Below are 20164 nucleotides of genomic sequence, written 5' to 3' on the forward strand. Positions count from 1 at the left end.
ATCATGAACTGTCATGAGCCTGGCATGTGTTCGCCGTTGTGGCGGACCACTGCTAGGGGGGTTCATGAGACACAGAGCGAGATCGATCCTCGCTGTCGGCGCGCTCCTGATCGGCGGAGCGAGCATCGCACCCATCGCCCAGGCACGGACCGGAGATCCGGCGGCCCAGTCCGACCCGGACGAGGTCAAGGTCTACCGCGCCGAAGTCACCAAGAAGCAGATACCCCTGTTGCTGGCCGCCGGACAGGACGGCCACGAACTCGGCGAACAGGCACCCGACACGGGCACGGCCGACGTCGAGGTCTACCTCACCGACGACCAGGCGAAGAAGCTCGAGAAGCAGGGCGTCGACCTCACCGAGCACACCCTCTCGGCCAGGGCCGAGAACCGCGTCGAGGCCGCCGCCGAGGGCGTGTTCCGCCCGTACAGCGGCAGCGGCGGCCTGAAGGAGGAGATCGTCAGGACCGGTCAGGAGAACCCCGACCTCACCAAGGTCGTCTCCATCGGCAAGACGATCGGTGGGCAGGACATCCTCGCGGTCAAACTGACCAAGGGCGCCAAGAAGTCCCAGGACGGCTCCAAGCCCTCCGTGCTGTACATGTCCAACCAGCACGCGCGCGAGTGGATCACGCCGGAGATGACCAGGCGGCTGCTCCACTACTACCTGGACAACTACAAGACCGACCAGCGGGTCAAGAAGATCGTCGACTCCACCGAGCTGTGGTTCGTCCTGTCGGCCAACCCCGACGGCTACGACTACACGTTCCAGAGCACCGACAACCGCCTGTGGCGCAAGAACCTGCGGGACGTCAACGGCGACGGCGCCATCAGCACCGGCGACGGCGTCGACCTCAACCGCAACTTCGCCTACAAGTGGGGCTACGACGACGAGGGTTCGTCCCCCAACCCGACCAGCGAGACCTACCGCGGCGCGGCCCCGGGCTCCGAGCCCGAGACCAAGGCGCTGGACGCGTTCGAGAAGCGCATCGACTTCGCGTACGGCATCAACTACCACTCCGCCGCCGAACTCCTCCTCTACGGCGTCGGCTGGCAGGTCGCCACCCCGACCCCGGACGACGTCGTCTACAAGGCGCTCGCGGGCACCCCCGACAACTCCGCGATCCCCGGCTACCACCCGCAGGTCTCCTCGGAGCTGTACACCACCAACGGCGAGGCGGACGGCCACGCCGGCAACGTCAACGGCATGTCGATGTTCACCCCCGAGATGTCGACCTGCCAGACCGCGTCGAACCTCGACCCGGCGGACGCCTGGAACGCCTCCGACTGCCAGTCGGGCTTCAACTTCCCGGACGACGAGAAGCTGATCCAGCAGGAGTTCGCCAAGAACGTCCCGTTCGCGCTCTCCGTCGCCGAGAGCGCCGCCCACCCCGACCAGCCGTCGTCCTCGGTCGGCCTGAACGCCGCCGACTTCACCCCGGCCGCGTTCTCGACGTCGTACTCGCGCGGCGCCGACCAGGAGATCTCCGTCGTCGTCCGCAAGGCGATACGCGACAAGGAGCTCAAGTACCGCGTCAACGGCGGTCGCACGCTCGACCAGGCGCTCAAGCCCTGGAAGGGCGGTGAGACCTACGGCGGTGAGGACAACCTCCACTTCGACGAGTACCGGGCCAAGGTCCAGGACGGCGTACCGGGCGACCGGGTCGAGGTGTGGTTCACCGGCGAGACCAAGAGCGGCAAGAAGGTCTCCAGCACGCACTTCACGTACACCGTGGCCGAGCGGGCCAAGGCCGACACGCTCGTCGTCGCCGAGGAGGGCGCGGCCGCCACGCAGGCGCAGACGTACGTGGACGCGCTGAAGGCCAACGGTCGCAAGGCGATCGTCTGGGACGTCGCCACCCAGGGCGCGCCCGACGCGCTCGGCGTGCTGGACCACTTCCGGACGGTCGTCCACTACACGGGCGCGAAGACGCCGGGCAATCCCACCCAGCTCCAACTGCGTGCCTTCCTCAACGAGGGCGGCAAGCTGATCGAGGCGGGCGAACTGGCCGGCGGCAGCGTCGACCTCGGTGACGGGACCCCGTCGAACGACTTCAGCCAGTACTACCTGGGCGCCTACTCGCGCACGTCGACCCCCGGCGCCACCGGCTTCACCGGCTCCGGCGACCTGACCGGCTCCGGCGGCGCGCTCGGCCCCGCGACCGGCAACCCGCTGGACCGGGCGGGCACCTACGGCGTCACCTCGGACGAACTGCCCACCGCCACGTATCCGCAGTTCGCGAGCGCGGGCGCGGGCCAGTTCGTCGGCACCGTCAACCCGTACGGGCCGTACGCGGGCTCCGCCATGGCGGCCGCGGTCCACACCGACGACGCCTACAAGCGGCTCACGCGCACCATCGACCTCACCGGGGTCAGCGCGGCCGACCGGCCCACCCTGAGCAGCCGGCTGCTGTGGGACACCGAGCCGGGCTACGACAACGCCCTGGTCGAGGCGCACACCGTGGGCGCCGAGGACTGGACGACGCTCCCCGAGGCGGGCGGCGCCACCGGCACCGCGGTGCCGGCGGAGTGCGGGGCCGGCTTCTACATCGGTGAGCACCCCTGGCTGCGGCACTACCTGACCCTGGCGGCGAACGACTGCACCGCGACCGGCACCAGCGGCTCCTGGAACGCCCTCACCGGCGCCTCCGACGGCTGGCAGCAGGTGAACTTCGACCTGAGCGCGTACGCCGGCAAGTCCGTCGAGGTGTCGATCAGTTACGTCACCGACCCGGGCAGCGGTGGTCACGGCGTCCTCGCCGACGAGGCCTCGCTCGTCGTCGGCGGCACGTCCACCGGGACCGAGGGCTTCGAGACGTCCCTGGGCGTCTGGCGGGTCGCCGGACCGCCCGCGGGCAGCCCGGCCGTCCTCAAGGACTGGGCGCGCACAGGTGTGTTGTTCCGTACCTACGGAGCGGTCACCACGGACGACACGGTGCTGCTGGGCTTCGGCCTGGAGCACGTCACCGCGGCGGCCGACCGCAAGGCCCTGATCGGCAAGGCGCTCACGGCACTCGGCGGGTGACACCGGGTGACGATTGCATGATCGGAGCGGGTGGTCCGTACCCCTACTGGTGGGTACGGACCGCCTCGCCGTGTATGGGGCATCTCAATGTCACTCCGGGGGCCTCAGGGGGGTAGGGTCGTAGGCGGTCGGGGACATCCCATACAGATCGCCGGTGTCGAAACCGGCGTACCAACGAGGAGATCGGTTCGTGACGATCCGCGTAGGCATCAACGGCTTTGGCCGCATCGGTCGTAACTACTTCCGCGCGCTGCTGGAGCAGGGTGCTGACATCGAGATCGTGGCTGTCAACGACCTGGGTGACACCGCGACCACTGCTCACCTGCTGAAGTACGACACCATCCTGGGCCGCCTCAAGGCCGAGGTGACGCACACCGCCGACACGATCACGGTCGACGGCCACACCATCAAGGTCCTGTCCGAGCGCAACCCCGCGGACATCCCGTGGGGCGAGCTGGGCGTCGACATCGTCATCGAGTCGACGGGCATCTTCACGAAGAAGGCCGACGCCGAGAAGCACCTCGCCGGCGGCGCCAAGAAGGTCCTCATCTCGGCTCCGGCCAAGGACGAGGACATCACCATCGTGATGGGCGTCAACCAGGACAAGTACGACGCGTCGAAGCACAACATCATCTCCAACGCCTCCTGCACCACCAACTGTGTGGCGCCGATGGCCAAGGTTCTCGACGAGAACTTCGGCATCGTCAAGGGCCTGATGACGACGGTCCACGCGTACACCAACGACCAGCGCATCCTGGACTTCCCGCACTCGGACCTGCGCCGCGCCCGCGCCGCCGCCGAGAACATCATCCCGACCACGACCGGTGCCGCGAAGGCCACCGCTCTGGTCCTCCCGCAGCTCAAGGGCAAGCTGGACGGCATCGCGATGCGCGTCCCGGTCCCGACCGGCTCGGCCACCGACCTGGTCGTGACGCTCCAGCGCGAGGTCACCAAGGACGAGGTCAACGCCGCGTTCAAGAAGGCCTCCGAGGACGGCGACCTCAAGGGCTACCTGGCGTACACCGAGGACCCGATCGTCTCCTCGGACATCGTCGGCGACCCGGCCTCCTGCACCTTCGACTCCTCCCTGACCATGGTCCAGGAGGGCAACTCGGTGAAGATCCTCGGCTGGTACGACAACGAGTGGGGCTACTCCAACCGCCTCGTCGACCTGACGGTCTTCGTCGGCGACCAGCTCTGATCGCCGAAACAGGCACCTCGGTGTGAGCACAGGGCTCGGGCAGCGCACGGACGCGCTGTCCGAGCCCTGACTCGCGTGCAGAACAGCCCACTTTCGATCACGAGCCCTCTCGGGAGTCCCCTTCATGAAGACGATCGACGAACTCCTCGCCGCCGGAGTGGACGGCAAGCGGGTCTTCGTCCGCGCCGACCTCAACGTGCCGATGGCCGACGGCCTCATCACCGACGACGGCCGTATCCGGGCCGTCCTGCCCACCGTCAAGGCCCTCGCCGACGCGGGCGCCAAGGTGGTCGTCGCCTCGCACCTGGGCCGCCCCAAGGGCGCCCCGGACCCGGCCTTCTCGCTGCTCGCCGCAGCCGAGCGGCTCGCCGAACTCCTGGGCGCGCCGGTCGCGTTCGCCCAGGACACGGTCGGCCCCGCCGCCCACGACGCCGTCGACGGCCTCCAGCCCGGCCAGGTCGCGGTCATCGAGAACCTGCGCTTCAACCCCGGCGAGACCGCCAAGGACGACACCGAGCGCGGCGAGTTCGCCGACCGGCTCGCCGCCCTGGCCGACGTCTACGTCGGCGACGGCTTCGGCGCGGTGCACCGCAAGCACGCCTCCGTGTACGACCTGCCGGCCCGCCTGCCGCACTACGCCGGCTACCTCATCGCCACCGAGGTCGCCGTCCTGAAGAAGCTCACCGACGACGTCGAGCGCCCGTACGTCGTCGCCCTCGGCGGCGCCAAGGTCTCCGACAAGCTCGCCGTCATCGACCAGCTGCTCGACAAGGCCGACCGGCTGCTCATCGGGGGCGGCATGGCCTACACCTTCCTCAAGGCCCAGGGCCACGAGGTCGGCATCTCCCTCCTCCAGGAGGACCAGGTCCCGGCCGTCAAGGAGTACATCGAGCGCGCGGCGAAGACCGGCGTCGAGCTCGTGCTGCCGGTCGACGTCCTCGTCTCCTCGGAGTTCCCGGACCTGAAGACGAAGGCCCCGGCCCACCCCACCACCGTCGCCGCGGACGCCATCCCGGCCGACCAGGAGGGTCTGGACATCGGTCCGGAGACCCGCAAGCTGTACGCCTCGAAGCTCGCCGACGCGGCCACCGTCTTCTGGAACGGCCCCATGGGCGTCTTCGAGCACCCCGACTACGCCGAGGGCACCAAGGCGGTCGCCCAGGCCCTCATCGACTCCCCGGCCTTCACGGTCGTCGGCGGTGGCGACTCCGCCGCGGCCGTCCGCATCCTGGGCTTCGACGAGTCGGCATTCGGCCACATCTCGACCGGCGGCGGCGCCTCCCTCGAATACCTCGAGGGCAAGACGCTCCCCGGCCTCGCCGCACTGGAGGACTGACCCCGCATGACCACTCGCACGCCGCTGATGGCGGGCAACTGGAAGATGAACCTCAACCACCTCGAGGCCATCGCCCACGTCCAGAAGCTCGCCTTCGCCCTGGCCGACAAGGACTACGACGCCGTCGAGGTCACCGTCCTGCCGCCCTTCACCGACCTGCGTTCCGTGCAGACGCTGGTCGACGGCGACAAGCTCAGGATCAACTACGGCGCCCAGGACCTCTCGGCGCACGACTCCGGTGCCTACACCGGCGAGATCTCGGGCTCGATGCTGGCCAAGCTGAAGTGCACGTACGTGGTCGTCGGCCACTCCGAGCGCCGCCAGTACCACAACGAGACCGACGAGGTCGTGAACGCCAAGGCCAAGGCCGCCTTCAAGCACGGCCTGACCCCGATCCTGTGCGTCGGGGAGGAGCTGGACGTCCGCGAGGCGGGCAACCACGTCTCCCACACCCTCGCGCAGGTCGAGGGCGGTCTGAAGGACCTCACGGCCGAGCAGGCCGAGTCCGTCGTGATCGCCTACGAGCCCGTCTGGGCCATCGGCACCGGCAAGGTCTGCGGCGCCGACGACGCCCAGGAGGTCTGCGCGGCCATCCGCGGCAAGATCGCCGAGCTGTACACGCAGGAGCTGGCCGACAAGGTCCGCATCCAGTACGGCGGCTCCGTGAAGTCGGGCAACGTCGCCGAGATCATGGCGAAGGCCGACATCGACGGCGCCCTGGTCGGCGGTGCCTCGCTGGACGTCGACGAGTTCGTCAAGATCGTCCGCTTCCGCGACCAGTGAGCCGACCGGCCGGTCGACCAGCGGGTCGATCAGTGAGTATGCGGTAGCGGCGATCCGTCGTACCCTAGCTGGGGCCGGACTCCTTCCGAGTCCGGCCCCAGTCGTCCATCCAGTTCCGAGGAAGTTGGTCCAGCCGTGGTTTTGGGGTTCTCGATCGCCCTGATCGTCTTCAGCCTGCTGCTGATGCTGCTCGTGCTGATGCACAAGGGGAAGGGCGGCGGCCTCTCCGACATGTTCGGTGGCGGCATGCAGTCATCCGTCGGCGGCTCCTCGGTCGCCGAGCGCAACCTCGACCGCATCACCGTGGTCCTGGGTGTGCTGTGGTTCGCGTCGATCATCGTGCTCGGCATCCTGATGAAGGGCAACAGCTGATCGACAGCTGACCGACGAAGCGCGCGAGCACATTTCGCGCGTAAGGCCCCATGTTCGGTACGCGCAACTGAGCGCGGCCTATCATGGGGCTTGCGTCTAGGTATGGGGGCTGTAACTCCAAGCACTGGACGCGCGTTGGGCCTTACGTAGACTGAGGCGCTCGCAGCGAAGCGAAACGCCGACTCGCTTCGCGGCACCATCACGCAGGGAGTTACACCGTGGCAAGTGGCAACGCGATCCGAGGAAGCCGGGTCGGGGCGGGGCCGATGGGCGAGGCCGAGCGCGGCGAGTCAGCGCCGCGGCTGCGCATCTCCTTCTGGTGCTCCAACGGGCATGAGACGCAGCCCAGCTTCGCCAGCGACGCACAGGTGCCCGATACCTGGGACTGCCCGCGCTGCGGCTTCCCGGCCGGCCAGGACCGGGACAACCCCCCGGACCCGCCGCGCACCGAGCCCTACAAGACGCACCTCGCCTATGTGCGCGAGCGGCGCAGCGACGCGGACGGCGAGGCGATCCTCGCCGAGGCGCTCGCCAAACTGCGCGGCGAGATCTAGGACTGGTCCAAGGACCCGGGCTCCGGCCGGACATCGCGAGGTGTCCGCCCGGACCTGATGCCTTCTCCGTCCTGTTCCATCACCTGGCTGACACCAACGCGTCAGCCGGACGTACCTGTAGTTGCGCCGCCGCTCGATTGATCAATTAGGTTGGAAGCGGCAGCGGGGCAAGGTACGCAGCAGGGACAGGCAGGAAAGAAGGCTGAAGTCGGATATGAACGCAGACGGCCGTACCAGGCTCAACCAGACGCCCGAGTGGACCGCTCTGGCCAAGCACCGCGAGGAGCTCGCCGACACCCGTCTGCGGGATCTGTTCGCCGCCGATCCCGGCCGGGGCAGCGGATACACGCTCCAGGTCGGCGACCTGTACATCGACTACTCCAAGCACCTCGTCAACGACGAGACGCTGCGGCTGCTGCGTGAGCTGGCCGCCGCCACCGACGTGTCCGGACTGCGGGACGCCATGTTCCGTGGCGAGAAGATCAACACCACCGAGGACCGGGCGGTGCTGCACACCGCGCTGCGCGCCCCGCGGGACGCGGTGGTCGAGGTCGACGGCGAGAACGTCGTCCCCGCCGTGCACGCCGTCCTCGACAAGATGGCCGCCTTCGCGGACCGGGTCCGCTCGGGCGAGTGGACCGGCCACACCGGCAAGCGCATCAAGAACGTCGTCAACGTCGGCATCGGCGGCTCCGACCTCGGCCCGGCGATGGCGTACGAGGTGCTGCGCGCAGGCACCGACCGCGAGCTGACCCTCCGCTTCGTCTCCAACGTCGACGGCGCCGACCTGCACGAGGCCACCCGTGACCTCGACCCGGCGGAGACGCTGTTCGTCATCGCGTCGAAGACGTTCACCACCATCGAGACCATCACCAACGCCACCTCGGCCCGCGACTGGCTGCTGACCGGCCTGGACGCCGGTCCGGAGGCCGTCGCCAAGCACTTCGTCGCGCTGTCGACGAACGCCGAGAAGGTGTCCGGGTTCGGCATCGACACGGCCAACATGTTCGAGTTCTGGGACTGGGTCGGCGGCCGCTACTCGTACGACTCCGCCATCGGCCTGTCGCTGATGATCGCCATCGGCCCGGACCGGTTCCGCGAGATGCTCGACGGCTTCCACCTCGTCGACGAGCACTTCCGCACCGCGCCCGCCGAGGCCAACGCGCCGCTGCTGCTCGGCCTGCTGGGCATCTGGTACGGCAACTTCCACGACGCCCAGTCGCACGCGGTGCTGCCCTACTCGCACTACCTCTCCAAGTTCACCGCCTACCTCCAGCAGCTGGACATGGAGTCCAACGGCAAGTCCGTCGACCGGCAGGGACGGAAGGTCGACTGGCAGACCGGGCCGGTGGTGTGGGGCACGCCCGGCACCAACGGGCAGCACGCCTACTACCAGTTGATCCACCAGGGCACGAAGCTCATCCCGGCGGACTTCATCGGCTTCGCCGAACCGGTCTCCGAACTGAGCGACGGACTCAAGGCACAGCACGACCTGCTGATGGCCAACTTCTTCGCCCAGACACAGGCGCTGGCCTTCGGCAAGACCCCCGAAGAGGTACGGGCGGAGGGCGTGCCCGAGGAACTGGTGGCGCACAAGACGTTCCGGGGCGACCACCCCACCACCACGATCCTGGCGCGCGAACTGACCCCGTCGGTCCTCGGCCAGCTGATCGCGCTCTACGAGCACAAGGTGTTCGTCCAGGGCGCGGTGTGGAACATCGACTCCTTCGACCAGTGGGGCGTGGAGCTCGGCAAGGTCCTGGCCAAGCGGATCGAACCGGCCCTGACCGAGGGCGCGGACGTGCCCGGACTGGACGCGTCCACCCAGGCCCTGGTCGCCACGTACCGGGGGCTGCGCGGCCGGCGCTGAGCACCGATACGGGAAGCGGGCGGCGCCGAGCCGTCCGTTTCCCGTAGACTCCCCGGCGATCATGAAGCCATGACTCGGGGGAGTGCAAGGTGGCTGGTTCGAGAGGGAGTTGGACGGACGGCACGCTGCGAAGCAGGTCCTTCTTCAAGCCCCATCACGTGGCACGGGCACTGTTCCACCCCGCGTGGATCCCGGAGTCGCTGGACCCGTCCGTGGAGCGGCTCAAGCGCGTCCGGGTCGCCGCGGGAGCGGTCGCCGCCATCGGCGTGTACACCTTCGTCGAAGGCGGCTTCGCCTTCACGGAGATGCTGCAGAACACGCTGGTCGCCGCCGGAGTGCTGCTGCTCATCACGCCGTTGACGGTCGGGGCGATGCTCTACGTCTGGCGGCGCGACGGCACGGTACGCCAGCTGCGCTCACCCCTGCTCAACGCGCTCAAGCTGCTGCTGCTCTTCGTCGGCTCGGTGGTCGCGACGGTCCTGCTGCTCCAGAGCGCGAGCTCGACGGGCGGCCTCGCGATCATTCCGCTCGGCTTCCTGGCGCTGTGGATGGTCGGGTTCGTGGGCGCCGGGGCGCTGCGCATCACGGCGAACTTCTTCGGCACCGCGGCGGTGCACCGCGCCCTGCCACCGCTGCTGGCCATCGTGACGACCTGGCTGATGGCCGTCCCCGACCTCGTCACCGGCGACCTGCACGGCCTCAGCCTCAAGCTGGGCGTCGTCTTCATCCTGGGCGCCCCGGTCACGGTCACGGCCATCTCCCTGCTGGAGATGGGCCGGCTCAGGCGGCGCTACGGCATCCGGCTCCGCGCGCACCCGGCGACGCTGCCGCCGGCGTACGTACCGCGACAGGGACACCCCCAGGGGAACCCGTACCCGGCGCCCTCGCCCGCGAGGAACCCCTACAACGGCCGGGACCCGTACGGTCGTTGACCGTACGGGTCCCAGGCGCCGAATCGGCCGTCAGGGTGACGCCGGCGGGTACAGCGAGCGCGGCAGCTGGGAGGCCGCCGCCGCGTCCAGCAGCCACAGGGTGCGCTGTCGGCCGTACGCGCCGGCCGCCGGGGCCTGGATCTCACCCGCGCCCGACAGGGCGATCGCCGCGGCGTTCGCCTTGTCCTCGCCGGCCGCCAGCAGCCACACCTCACGGGCCGCCCGGATCGCCGGGAGGGTGAGGGTGACCCGGGTGGGCGGGGGCTTGGGCGCGCCGTGCACGCCGACCACCGTGCGCTCGGTCTCCCGCACGGCGGGCAGCTCCGGGAAGAGCGAGGCCACATGGGTGTCCGGGCCGACGCCCAGCATCAGGACGTCGAAGGTCGGCACCGCGCCGTGGTTCTCGGGGCCGGCCGCGCGGGCCAGCTCCTCCGCGTAGGCGGCCGCCGCCGCTTCCACGTCCGTGCCGTGGGGACCGTCCGACGCGGGCATGGCGTGCACGCGCTTCGGGTCCAGCGGCACGGAGTCCAGCAGCGCCTCACGGGCCTGCGTGACATTGCGCTCGGGGTCGCCCTCGGGCAGGAACCGCTCGTCGCCCCACCACAGGTCGAGATGGCCCCAGTCGATGGCGTCCCGGGCCGGCTGCGCGGCCAGCGCGGCCAGCAGCCCGTTGCCGTTGCGGCCGCCCGTGAGGACCACGGACGCCGAACCCCGGGAGGCCTGTGCGTCCACGATCTTCGTGATGAGACGGGCCGCGGCGGCCTGTGCCATCAGTTCCTTGTCGTGGTGCACGACCAGCTGGGGAGTGTTCACTTCGCCGCCGCCTTCTTCGCCGGAGCCTTCGGGGCGGCCGCCTTCTTCGCCGGCCCGGCGGCATGCCCGGACTCCGCGGCCGCGGACCCCTGCGCCTCGGATTTCTCCGCCTCGGATTTCTCCGCCTCGGACTTCTTCGGCTCGGCAGCCTCCGCCTCGGACTTTCCCGTCGCCGAGCGGGCGGCCACGTCCTGCGCCGCGGAAGCCGACGACTCGTTGAGCCGGTCCACGCCGAACCGCAGCGCCGAGGCGTACGTGTCGTCCGGGTCGAGCCGGCGCAGCTCCTCCGCGATCAGCTCGGCGGTCTCCCGGCGCTTGAGCGCCACCGCGCGGTCCGGCTGACCGTCGATCGACAGCGTGGCGAGAGCGCCGTCCGCGCGGTCGAGGGCGATCGGGCCGTGGTCGGTGTCCAGGCGGACCGCCGTCAGGCCGGGGCCGGACGACAGGGAGCGCTTGACGGGAACGTCCAGCCGGTCCGCGAGCCACATGGCGAGCAGCTCACAGCTCGGGTTGAACTCCTCGCCCTCCACCTCGACGGCCGTGACCTCGCAGACGACCTGGTCCAGGGCCGCGGCCAGCATCGAACGCCAGGGCGTGATGCGGGTCCACGACAGGTCCGTGTCGCCGGGCGCGTAGGTGTCGGCACGGGCGGACAGCTCCCGCACCGGCTGCTCGGCGGCGTAGGTGTCGGTGACCCGGCGCTGCGCGAGCGCGCCCAGCGGGTCGTTGGCCGGGTCCAGAGGCGCGTTCGCCGGCCACCAGACCACCACGGGGGCGTCGGGCAGCAGCAGCGGCAGCACCACCGACTGGGCGTGGTCGGCGACCTCGCCGTACAGCCGCAGGACGACCGTCTCGCCGGTGCCCGCGTCGGCGCCCACCCGCACCTCGGCGTCGAGGCGGGACTTCGTACGGTCGCGGGGCGAGCGGGAGACCCGCCTGATGACCACGAGCGTGCGTGAGGGGTGCTCGCGCGACGCGTCGTTGGCGGCCTTCAGGGCGTCGTAGGCATTCTCCTCGTCGGTGACGATGACCAGGGTGAGCACCATGCCGACGGCGGGGGTGCCGATGGCTCGGCGGCCCTGGACCAGCGCCTTGTTGATCTTGCTGGCGGTGGTGTCCGTCAGGTCTATTTTCATGGCCGGCGCCAGCTCCGTCCGTCTCGCTCGAGCATCTGGTCCGCCTCGACGGGACCCCACGTACCGGCCGGGTACTGGGCCGGCTTGCCGTGCTTGTCCCAGTACCGCTCGATCGGGTCGAGGATCTCCCAGGAGAGCTCGACCTCCTCGGTGCGCGGGAAGAGGTTGGAGTCGCCGAGCAGGACGTCCAGGATGAGCCGCTCGTACGCCTCCGGGCTGGACTCCGTGAACGACTCGCCGTAGGCGAAGTCCATGGACACGTCCCGGATCTCCATCGACGTACCCGGCACCTTGGACCCGAAGCGGACGGTGACGCCCTCGTCGGGCTGGACGCGGATCACGATCGCGTTCTGGCCCAGTTCCTCGGTGGCCGTCGTGTCGAAGGGGGAGTGCGGCGCCCGCTGGAAGACGACCGCGATCTCCGTGACGCGGCGGCCCAGGCGCTTGCCGGTCCTGAGGTAGAACGGCACGCCCGCCCAGCGGCGGTTGTCGATGCCCACCTTGATCGCGGCATAGGTGTCGGTCTTCGACTTGGCGTCGATACCGTCTTCCTGGAGGTAGCCGATGACCTTCTCGCCACCCTGCCAGCCGGCCGCGTACTGGCCGCGCACGGTGTCCTTGCCCAGGTCCTTGGGCAGCCTCACCGCGCCGAGCACCTTGGTCTTCTCCGCGGCCAGCGCGTCCGCGTCGAAGGAGGCGGGCTCCTCCATGGCCGTCAGGGCCATGAGCTGGAGCAGGTGGTTCTGGATGACGTCACGGGCGGCGCCGATGCCGTCGTAGTAGCCGGCCCGGCCGCCGATGCCGATGTCCTCGGCCATGGTGATCTGCACGTGGTCCACGAAGGACCGGTTCCAGATCGGCTCGAACATCGTGTTGGCGAACCGCAGGGCCAGGATGTTCTGGACGGTTTCCTTGCCCAGGTAGTGGTCGATGCGGAAGACCTGGTCCGAGCCGAAGACCTCGTGCACGACCTTGTTGAGGTCCTCGGCCGACTTCAGGTCGTGGCCGAACGGCTTCTCGATGACCGCGCGCCGCCAGGAGCCGCCCGTCTGCTCGGCGAGACCGTGCTTCTTCAGCTGTTGGATGACCACCGGGAAGGAGCGCGGCGGCACGGAGAGGTAGAAGGCGAAGTTGCCGCCCGTCCCCTGTGCCTTGTCGAGCTCCTCGATCGTGCCGCGCAGCCGCTCGAAGGCGTCGTCGTCGTCGAAGGTGCCCTGGACGAAGCGCATCCCCTGGATGAGCTGCTGCCAGACCTCCTCGCGGAACGGCGTCCGGGCGTGCTCCTTGACGGCGTCGTGGACCTCGGCAGCGAAGTCCTCGTGCTGCCACTCGCGGCGCGCGAAGCCGACGAGCGAGAAGCCCGGCGGCAGCAGCCCGCGGTTGGCGAGGTCGTAGACGGCGGGCATCAGCTTCTTGCGCGACAGGTCGCCGGTTACGCCGAAGATGACCAGGCCCGACGGCCCCGCGATACGCGGGAGCCGTCGGTCGGCGGGGTCACGCAGCGGGTTGCTGCTTGACAACGTTTCAGCCCTCCGAAGGGGCGAGGCGCGCAAGCTCCGCCTCGGTCGACTTGAGCAGGTCGTTCCAGGACGTCTCGAACTTGTCGACGCCCTCGTCCTCCAGCAGCTGGACCACGTCGTCGTACGAGATGCCGAGCTTCTCGACCGCGTCGAGTTCGGCGCGGGCCTGCTCGTACGTACCGGCGATCGTGTCGCCACGGACCTCGCCGTGGTCCTCGGTGGCCTCCAGCGTGGCCTCCGGCATGGTGTTCACCGTGTTCGGCGCCACCAGGTCCACGACGTACAGGGTGTCCTTGTACGCCGGGTCCTTGACACCCGTCGAGGCCCACAGCGGGCGCTGCTTGTTCGCCTGCGCCTTGTCGAGGGCCAGCCAGCGGGCCGAGGAGAAGACCTCCTCGTACGCCTGGTAGGCGAGCCGGGCGTTGGCGACGCCCGCCTTGCCGCGGGCGGCCTTGGCCGCGTCGGTGCCCAGGGCGTCGATCCGCTTGTCGATCTCCGTGTCCACGCGGGACACGAAGAAGGACGCCACCGACTGGATCTTCGACAGGTCCAGGCCGCGCTCCTTGGCCTTCTCCAGGCCGGAGAGGTAGGCGTCCATCACCTCGCGGTAGCGCTCGAGGGAGAAGATCAGCGTGACGTTGACGCTGATACCGAGGCCGATGACCTCGGTGATCGCCGGGAGGCCCGCCCTGGTGGCCGGGATCTTGATGAGGGTGTTGGGACGGTCGACGAGCCAGGCCAGCTGCTTGGCCTCGGCCACGGTCGCCGCGGTGTTGTGGGCCAGGCGCGGGTCGACCTCGATGGAGACCCGGCCGTCCTGGCCCGCGGTGGCGTCGAAGACCGGGCGCAGGATGTCGGCGGCGTCACGGACGTCCGCCGTCGTGATCATGCGGATGGCCTCTTCGACGGTGACCTTGCGGGCGGCGAGGTCGGTGAGCTGCTGCTCGTAACCGTCGCCGCTGCTGATCGCCTTCTGGAAGATCGACGGGTTGGTGGTGACGCCGACGACGTGCTGCTGGTCGATCAGCTCGGCGAGGTTGCCGGACGTGATCCGCTTGCGCGACAGGTCGTCCAGCCAGATCGCGACGCCCTCATCGGAGAGGCGCTTCAGTGCGTCTGTCATGGAAAATGCATCTCCTACGTGTCGAATTGAGCGTCAGCGCTGGGCGTCGGCGAGGGATTCCCGCGCCTTCGCGGCCACGTTCTCGGCGGTGAAGCCGAACTCGCGGAAAAGGACCTTGGCGTCGGCGGACGCACCGAAGTGCTCCAGCGAAACGATGCGACCGGCGTCGCCCACGTACTTGTGCCAGGTCAGACCGACACCTGCCTCCACCGCGACACGCGCCCTCACGGACGGCGGCAGGACGCTGTGCCGGTACCCCTGGTCCTGCTCCTCGAACCATTCCACGCACGGCATGGAGACGACCCGGGTCGGTACACCGTCGGCCTGGAGCTGCTCGCGCGCCTCGACGGCGACGTGCACCTCGGAACCGGTGGCGATCAGGACGACCTGGGGCTCGCCGCCCTCGGCCTCGAACAGCACGTAGCCGCCCTTGGCCGCGTCCTCGTTCGGCTCGTACGTCGGCACACCCTGGCGGGTCAGCGCCAGACCGTGCGGGGCGCCCTTGCCGAACTCCTTCGTCCAGCGCTTCTGGATCTCGCGCCAGGCGATGGCGGTCTCGTTGGCGTCACCCGGACGGACCACGTTCAGGCCCGGGATGGCGCGCAGCGCGGCCAGGTGCTCGACCGGCTGGTGCGTGGGGCCGTCCTCGCCGAGACCGATGGAGTCGTGCGTCCACACGTACGTCACCGGCAGGTGCATCAGGGCCGACAGACGCACGGAGTTGCGCATGTAGTCGGAGAACACCAGGAAGGTGCCGCCGTAGACACGGGTGTTGCCGTGCAGCGTGATGCCGTTCATCTCCGCGGCCATGGAGTGCTCGCGGATACCGAAGTGGATCGTACGGCCGTACGGGTCGGCCTCCGGCAGCGGATTGTCCGCCGGCAGGAACGAGCTGTCCTTGTCGATCGTCGTGTTGTTCGAGCCGGCCAGGTCGGCGGAGCCGCCCCACAGCTCGGGGATCACGGCGCCGAGAGCCTGGAGGACCTTGCCGGACGCGGCGCGGGTGGCGAGGCCCTTGCCCGCCTCGAAGACCGGGATCTTCTCCTCCCAGCCGGTGGGCAGCTGCCCCTGGCTGATGCGGTCGAACTCGGCCACGCGCTCCGCGTCGCCGTTGCGCCACTCCTGGAAGGACTTCTCCCACTCCGCCTTGGCCTGGCGGCCGCGCTCCAGCGCCCCGCGGGTGTGGTCGAGGACCTCGTCGGCGACCTCGAAGGACTTCTCGGGGTCGAAGCCGAGGACGCGCTTGGTGGCCGCGACCTCGTCGTCGCCGAGCGCCGAGCCGTGGGCGGCCTCGGTGTTCTGCGCGTTCGGGGCCGGCCAGGCGATGATCGAGCGCATCGCGATGAACGACGGCTTGTCGGTGACCTTCTTGGCCGCCTCGATGGCGTTGTAGATGGCGTGCGGGTCGAGGTCGCCGTCCGGCTTCGGGGCGATGCGCTGCACGTGCCAGCCATAGGCCTCGTACCGCTTGACGGTGTCCTCGGACACGGCCGTCTCGGTGTCGCCCTCGATCGAGATGTGGTTGTCGTCCCACAGGAGGATCAGGTTGCCGAGCTCCTGGTGGCCGGCCATCGAGGACGCCTCCGCGGAGATGCCCTCCTGGAGGCAGCCGTCCCCGGCGATCGCGTAGATGAAGTGGTCGAAGGGAGACTCGCCCTGGGGGGCGTCCGGGTCGAACAGACCGCGCTCGTAGCGGGCGGCCATCGCCATGCCCACCGCGTTGGCGACACCCTGGCCCAGCGGGCCGGTCGTCGTCTCCACACCCCTGGTGTGCCCGTACTCGGGGTGACCCGGGGTCTTCGAGCCCCAGGTGCGGAAGGACTTCAGGTCGTCCAGCTCCAGGCCGAACCCGGCCAGGTAGAGCTGCGTGTAGAGGGTCAGGGACGAGTGGCCGGCGGACAGCACGAAGCGGTCGCGCCCGACCCACTCGGGGTCGGCGGGGTCGTGCCGCATCACCTTCTGGAAGAGGGTGTACGCGGCAGGAGCCAGACTCATCGCCGTACCCGGATGGCCGTTTCCGACCTTCTGTACGGCATCGGCGGCCAGGACGCGGGCGGTGTCGACGGCCCGCTGGTCCAACTCGGTCCACTCGAGGTCTGTGGTGGTCGGCTTGGTGCTCACCCTGGGTCAGGGCTCCTCTCCACATGTCGAATACCGGTGTTCTGGGCGCGCGCCCACCGGCTGCCGGTGCACTGGGCGCCCACCGGCCGTTGTCGAGCCTACCCCCGTAAGAACGTGCAATTTTTCGAGTCATTCCAGACTGCCGGGACTCCCGGAGATCCGCCTCCCGACTGGTCCGAATCGCATTCGGCAACTGAATACGGAGCCGCTCATCTGACTGCTCAATCGAGCTCCGGTACGCACGTCGGACGGGCGCTCGATCGGACCCGTGTACGCACGTCGGAGCATGTGCGCCAACACGACCCCACCCCCGCGAATGTCCGGGTCTGGGCAACGTCTACAGTGGCGTGGTACGCGCGGGCCTTTACCGGGACTTCACACCGGGAGGCCTGCTGGGATGTCTCTGTCAGGGGTGTGCGTGACGGCCGTCGAATCCCGTCCAGCGGGTGGGGGCACCGCCCATGCCATTCGGGCGATGGGGGAGCCCGGGACGAGCCAGAACCCGAGCCACCGGCCGTTCGGGGCCCGTGTCAAGGCGTTCGTGGCGTTGACCAAGCCTCGGATCATCGAGCTGTTGCTGATCACCACCGTTCCGGTGATGTTCCTGGCGCAGCAGGGTGTACCCGACCTCAAACTGGTGCTGCTGACGTGCCTCGGCGGCTTCCTCTCCGCGGGCGGCGCCAACGCGCTCAACATGTACATCGATCGCGACATCGACGCCCTGATGGACCGCACCTCGCAGCGTCCGTTGGTCACCGGCATGGTCAGCCCGGCCGAGTGTCTGGTCTTCGGTATCACCCTCGCGGTGGTCTCCACTGTGCTGTTCGGCCTCACCGTCAACTGGCTGTCGGCCTGGCTGTCACTCGGTGCGCTCCTTTTCTACGTGGTCGTCTACACGATGATCCTCAAGCGGCGCACGTCGCAGAACATCGTGTGGGGCGGCATCGCCGGGTGCCTCCCGGTTCTCATCGGCTGGTCGTCCGTCACGAACTCCATGTCGTGGGCGCCGGTCATCCTCTTCCTCGTCATGTTCTTCTGGACCCCGCCGCACTACTGGCCGCTGTCCATGAAGGTCAAGGAGGACTACGCGCGCGTGGGCGTGCCGATGCTCCCGGTCATCGCCTCCAACAAGGTGGTCGCGCGGCAGATCGTCATCTACAGCTGGGTGATGGTCGTCGTCTCGCTGCTGCTCACCCCTCTGGGGTACACGGGCTGGTTCTACACGGCGGTCGCGCTGGTGGCCGGCGGCTTCTGGCTCTGGGAGGCGCACGGCCTGCAGAACCGGGCGAAGGCCGAGGTGACGGGCGGCAAGCTCAAGGAGATGCGGCTGTTCCACTGGTCCATCACCTATGTGTCGATCCTCTTCGTGGCGGTCGCGGTGGACCCCTTCCTCCGATAGGCGCGTCGCCGGTCTCCGTACGGGCGGGGTGCGTGGTCAAGGCCACGCACCCCGCCCGTCGCCGATTGATCTACTCGTCGGTAGCATCCTGGCCATGGCAGAAACCAAGCAGGTTGACGAGGGCACCGACGCCAAGCGGGCGGCGAGGGCCGAGCGCGCCGCGGCCAAGCTCGCCAAGCGGATCAGTGCCTTCTCCAAGGAGCACGGCGGGGCCGAGGGCCAGGTCGCGTACATCGGTGAGCGGGGCGCCCGGATCGTGCTCGTCGGCGAGGACGGTGGCTGGGGCGACCTGGTGGCGCCCTCCTACGCGGTCGCCGAGCAGGCGGTGGAGAAGTCCGGGATCACCGTCCACGAGGCGTTCGACGGCGAGTTCGCGGCCAAGGTGAGGACCGGACCGTACGAGTGGACCCGGATGGCCGGGATCCAGATCGGCGGCCCGAGCGACGGCTGACCGCCGACCGGCGTTCGCACGGGGTGTGTCGGAGCAACACCTGATGCCCGGTTCACCCGTTAGGACCGTAGGGGCCGTGGCGGACACGGTCCGGGGACACGGTCCAGTCGCGGGAGTCCGGATGATCGAAACGCCGTCCCTCGTGGACCAGTACTGCCACGGTGTACTGAGAACGGAGCTGGGCCTCGGCACCTTCGAGGCCCAGCTGGCCCGCACCGAGGGCCCGCCCGCGCCGGGCACCACCCTCTTCGACACCCAGACCGGGTTCGCGGTACGCCGCTGGTGCCCCCCGCTGCTGGGCCTGGAACCGCACTGCCCGCCCGCCCGCTATCTGGCCCGGCGCCGTGAACTCGGCGTACTGGAGGCGGGCCGCCGGCTGCTGCGCGGCAGCGGCGTCACGACGTACCTGGTCGACACCGGGCTGCCCGGCGATCTGACCGGCCCCCTGGAGATGGCGACGGCCGGTGACGCGAACGCGCACGAGATCGTGCGCCTGGAACTCCTCGCCGAACAGGTCGCCGACACCTCCGGCACCGTAGAGGCCCTGCTCGCCAACCTCGCCGAGGCGGTGCACGGCGCCGCCGCGCAGGCCGTCGCCTTCACCTCGGTCGCGGGAGTCCGGCACGGCCTGGCGCTCGCGCCCGAACCGCCCGGACCGGGCGAGGTGCGCGGCGCGGCGGGCCGCTGGCTGGCCGGACGCCAGGTCGGCGGGGAGCTGAGCGACCCGGTGCTGCTGCGCCATCTGCTGTGGATCGCGGTCGCCTCCGGGCTGCCGCTGCAACTGCACGCCGGGCTCGGCCAGCCGGGGCTGCGCATCGACCGTACGGACCCGGTGCTGCTCACCGACTTCGTACGGGCGACGGCGGGCCTGGGCACGGACCTGGTGCTGCTGCACGGCTACCCCTACCACCGCCACGCCGCCCACCTCGCGGGCGTCTTCCCGCATGTCTACGCCGACTCGGGAGCCGCGCTCGTACGCACCGGGGCCCGGGCCGCGACCGTCCTCGCGGAGATCCTGGAACTGGCCCCCTTCGGCAAGATCCTCTTCTCCAGCGGGGCCCAGGGGCTGCCCGAACTGCACGTGGTGGGGGCCCGGCTGTTCCGTGAGGCCCTCGCCCGGGTGCTCGGCGCCTGGGTGGCCGAGGGGGCGTGGTCGCCGGCGGACGCGCAGCGGGTGGCCGGGATGGTGGCGGCGGGGAACGCCAGACGGGTCTACGGGCTGGAGTGACCGGGCGCAGGAACACTCCCGGCCCGCCTGGGCCTCTCCCGGCTGGACCTCTCCCCGGCTGTCCTGCGCCTCAGGTCCCTTGGGCGCCTCCGGCCTTTTGGACCTTTTGGGCGCCTCCGGCCCCTCGGACCTCTTGAGGCCCTCCGGCTCCTTGGGGCCTCCGGCTCCTTGGGCCCTCCGGCTCCTTGAGCCCTCCGGCTCCTTGAGCCCTCCGGCTCCTTGAGCCCTCCGGCTCCTTGAGCCCTCCGGCTCCTTGAGCCCTCCGGCTCCTTGAGCCCTCCGGCTCCTTGAGCCCTCCGGCTC

At 69.7% G+C, this 20164-nt stretch carries 16 protein-coding genes; 11 read left to right on the forward strand and 5 right to left on the reverse strand.

Going from position 1 to position 20164, the window contains the following annotated elements; all coding sequences use genetic code 11:
• The first annotated feature begins 64 nt into the window (after positions 1–64).
• The 8 genes from ACFV0T_RS25945 (at position 65) to ACFV0T_RS25980 (ending at position 10070) form a co-directional block, all read left to right on the forward strand.
• A complete protein-coding gene (locus ACFV0T_RS25945; RefSeq protein ID WP_385783615.1) occupies positions 65–3022 on the forward strand; it encodes a M14 family zinc carboxypeptidase in 2958 nt (985 codons plus the stop codon).
• A gap of 190 nt (positions 3023–3212) precedes the next feature.
• Positions 3213–4223 carry a type I glyceraldehyde-3-phosphate dehydrogenase gene (gene gap, locus ACFV0T_RS25950; RefSeq protein WP_385783618.1) on the forward strand — a complete coding sequence of 337 codons (1011 nt, stop codon included), beginning with the start codon at positions 3213–3215 and terminating at the stop codon, positions 4221–4223.
• Positions 4224–4347: 124 nt separating this feature from the next.
• Positions 4348–5559, forward strand: coding sequence for a phosphoglycerate kinase (locus tag ACFV0T_RS25955; protein WP_385783620.1), 1212 nt, complete (start codon positions 4348–4350; stop codon positions 5557–5559).
• A 6-nt stretch (positions 5560–5565) separates the two neighbouring features.
• Positions 5566–6342, forward strand: coding sequence for a triose-phosphate isomerase (gene tpiA, locus ACFV0T_RS25960; protein ID WP_385783622.1), 777 nt, complete (start codon positions 5566–5568; stop codon positions 6340–6342).
• Between the two features lie 135 nt (positions 6343–6477).
• Positions 6478–6714 carry a preprotein translocase subunit SecG gene (gene secG, locus ACFV0T_RS25965; protein WP_385783625.1) on the forward strand — a complete coding sequence of 79 codons (237 nt, stop codon included), beginning with the start codon at positions 6478–6480 and terminating at the stop codon, positions 6712–6714.
• Between the two features lie 266 nt (positions 6715–6980).
• A complete protein-coding gene (locus tag ACFV0T_RS25970; RefSeq protein WP_004002138.1) occupies positions 6981–7268 on the forward strand; it encodes an RNA polymerase-binding protein RbpA in 288 nt (95 codons plus the stop codon).
• A gap of 214 nt (positions 7269–7482) precedes the next feature.
• On the forward strand, positions 7483–9138 hold the full coding sequence (pgi, locus tag ACFV0T_RS25975) for a glucose-6-phosphate isomerase (RefSeq protein WP_385783627.1): 1656 nt from the start codon (positions 7483–7485) through the stop codon (positions 9136–9138).
• Positions 9139–9227: 89 nt separating this feature from the next.
• Positions 9228–10070 (forward strand): hypothetical protein, encoded by an 843-nt coding sequence (locus ACFV0T_RS25980; RefSeq protein ID WP_385783630.1) that lies wholly within the window; start codon positions 9228–9230, stop codon positions 10068–10070.
• 30 nt (positions 10071–10100) lie between these two features.
• Here the strand turns inward: ACFV0T_RS25980 and pgl are convergent, their stop codons facing one another.
• From pgl to tkt, 5 genes are read right to left on the reverse strand one after another with little or no spacing between them, the layout of a single operon-like run.
• Positions 10101–10883, reverse strand: a complete 783-nt coding sequence (gene pgl / locus ACFV0T_RS25985) for a 6-phosphogluconolactonase (protein ID WP_385783633.1) — start codon at positions 10881–10883, stop codon at positions 10101–10103.
• Positions 10880–12019 (reverse strand): glucose-6-phosphate dehydrogenase assembly protein OpcA, encoded by a 1140-nt coding sequence (opcA, locus tag ACFV0T_RS25990; protein ID WP_385783636.1) that lies wholly within the window; start codon positions 12017–12019, stop codon positions 10880–10882. Before opcA ends, pgl begins: the two co-directional genes overlap by 4 nt.
• Positions 12016–13539, reverse strand: a complete 1524-nt coding sequence (gene zwf / locus ACFV0T_RS25995) for a glucose-6-phosphate dehydrogenase (protein ID WP_385783639.1) — start codon at positions 13537–13539, stop codon at positions 12016–12018. The genes opcA and zwf overlap by 4 nt, the downstream gene beginning before the upstream one ends.
• A 4-nt stretch (positions 13540–13543) precedes the next feature.
• A complete protein-coding gene (gene tal / locus ACFV0T_RS26000; protein ID WP_385783641.1) occupies positions 13544–14662 on the reverse strand; it encodes a transaldolase in 1119 nt (372 codons plus the stop codon).
• Between the two features lie 33 nt (positions 14663–14695).
• On the reverse strand, positions 14696–16783 hold the full coding sequence (gene tkt / locus ACFV0T_RS26005) for a transketolase (RefSeq protein ID WP_385783643.1): 2088 nt from the start codon (positions 16781–16783) through the stop codon (positions 14696–14698).
• A gap of 412 nt (positions 16784–17195) precedes the next feature.
• On the opposite strand from tkt, the gene ACFV0T_RS26010 reads away from it, so the two are divergent.
• The 3 genes from ACFV0T_RS26010 to ACFV0T_RS26020 all read left to right on the forward strand — a co-directional run bounded on the left by ACFV0T_RS26010 (position 17196) and on the right by ACFV0T_RS26020 (position 19861).
• Entirely contained in the window at positions 17196–18182 is a 987-nt protein-coding gene (locus tag ACFV0T_RS26010; protein WP_385783703.1) for a heme o synthase, read from the forward strand.
• A gap of 94 nt (positions 18183–18276) precedes the next feature.
• Positions 18277–18633, forward strand: coding sequence for a hypothetical protein (locus ACFV0T_RS26015; RefSeq protein ID WP_385783646.1), 357 nt, complete (start codon positions 18277–18279; stop codon positions 18631–18633).
• Between the two features lie 121 nt (positions 18634–18754).
• Positions 18755–19861 carry an amidohydrolase family protein gene (locus tag ACFV0T_RS26020; protein WP_385783649.1) on the forward strand — a complete coding sequence of 369 codons (1107 nt, stop codon included), beginning with the start codon at positions 18755–18757 and terminating at the stop codon, positions 19859–19861.
• Positions 19862–20164 lie beyond the last annotated feature (303 nt).

It is taken from the genome of Streptomyces sp. NPDC059582, assembly GCF_042735715.1.
Lineage (GTDB): Bacteria > Actinomycetota > Actinomycetes > Streptomycetales > Streptomycetaceae > Streptomyces.

Bases quoted from the DNA above. Each gene is read 5' to 3' on its own strand.
- ACFV0T_RS25970 (WP_004002138.1), top strand. From the start codon at position 6,981: ATGGGCGAGGCCGAGCGCGGCGAGTCAGCGCCGCGGCTGCGCATCTCC.
- ACFV0T_RS25945 (WP_385783615.1), top strand. From the start codon at position 65: ATGAGACACAGAGCGAGATCGATCCTCGCTGTCGGCGCGCTCCTGATC.
- tpiA (WP_385783622.1), top strand. From the start codon at position 5,566: ATGACCACTCGCACGCCGCTGATGGCGGGCAACTGGAAGATGAACCTC.
- ACFV0T_RS26020 (WP_385783649.1), top strand. From the start codon at position 18,755: ATGATCGAAACGCCGTCCCTCGTGGACCAGTACTGCCACGGTGTACTG.
- ACFV0T_RS25955 (WP_385783620.1), top strand. From the start codon at position 4,348: ATGAAGACGATCGACGAACTCCTCGCCGCCGGAGTGGACGGCAAGCGG.
- opcA (WP_385783636.1), bottom strand. From the start codon at position 12,019: ATGAAAATAGACCTGACGGACACCACCGCCAGCAAGATCAACAAGGCG.
- tal (WP_385783641.1), bottom strand. From the start codon at position 14,662: ATGACAGACGCACTGAAGCGCCTCTCCGATGAGGGCGTCGCGATCTGG.
- ACFV0T_RS26015 (WP_385783646.1), top strand. From the start codon at position 18,277: ATGGCAGAAACCAAGCAGGTTGACGAGGGCACCGACGCCAAGCGGGCG.
- pgi (WP_385783627.1), top strand. From the start codon at position 7,483: ATGAACGCAGACGGCCGTACCAGGCTCAACCAGACGCCCGAGTGGACC.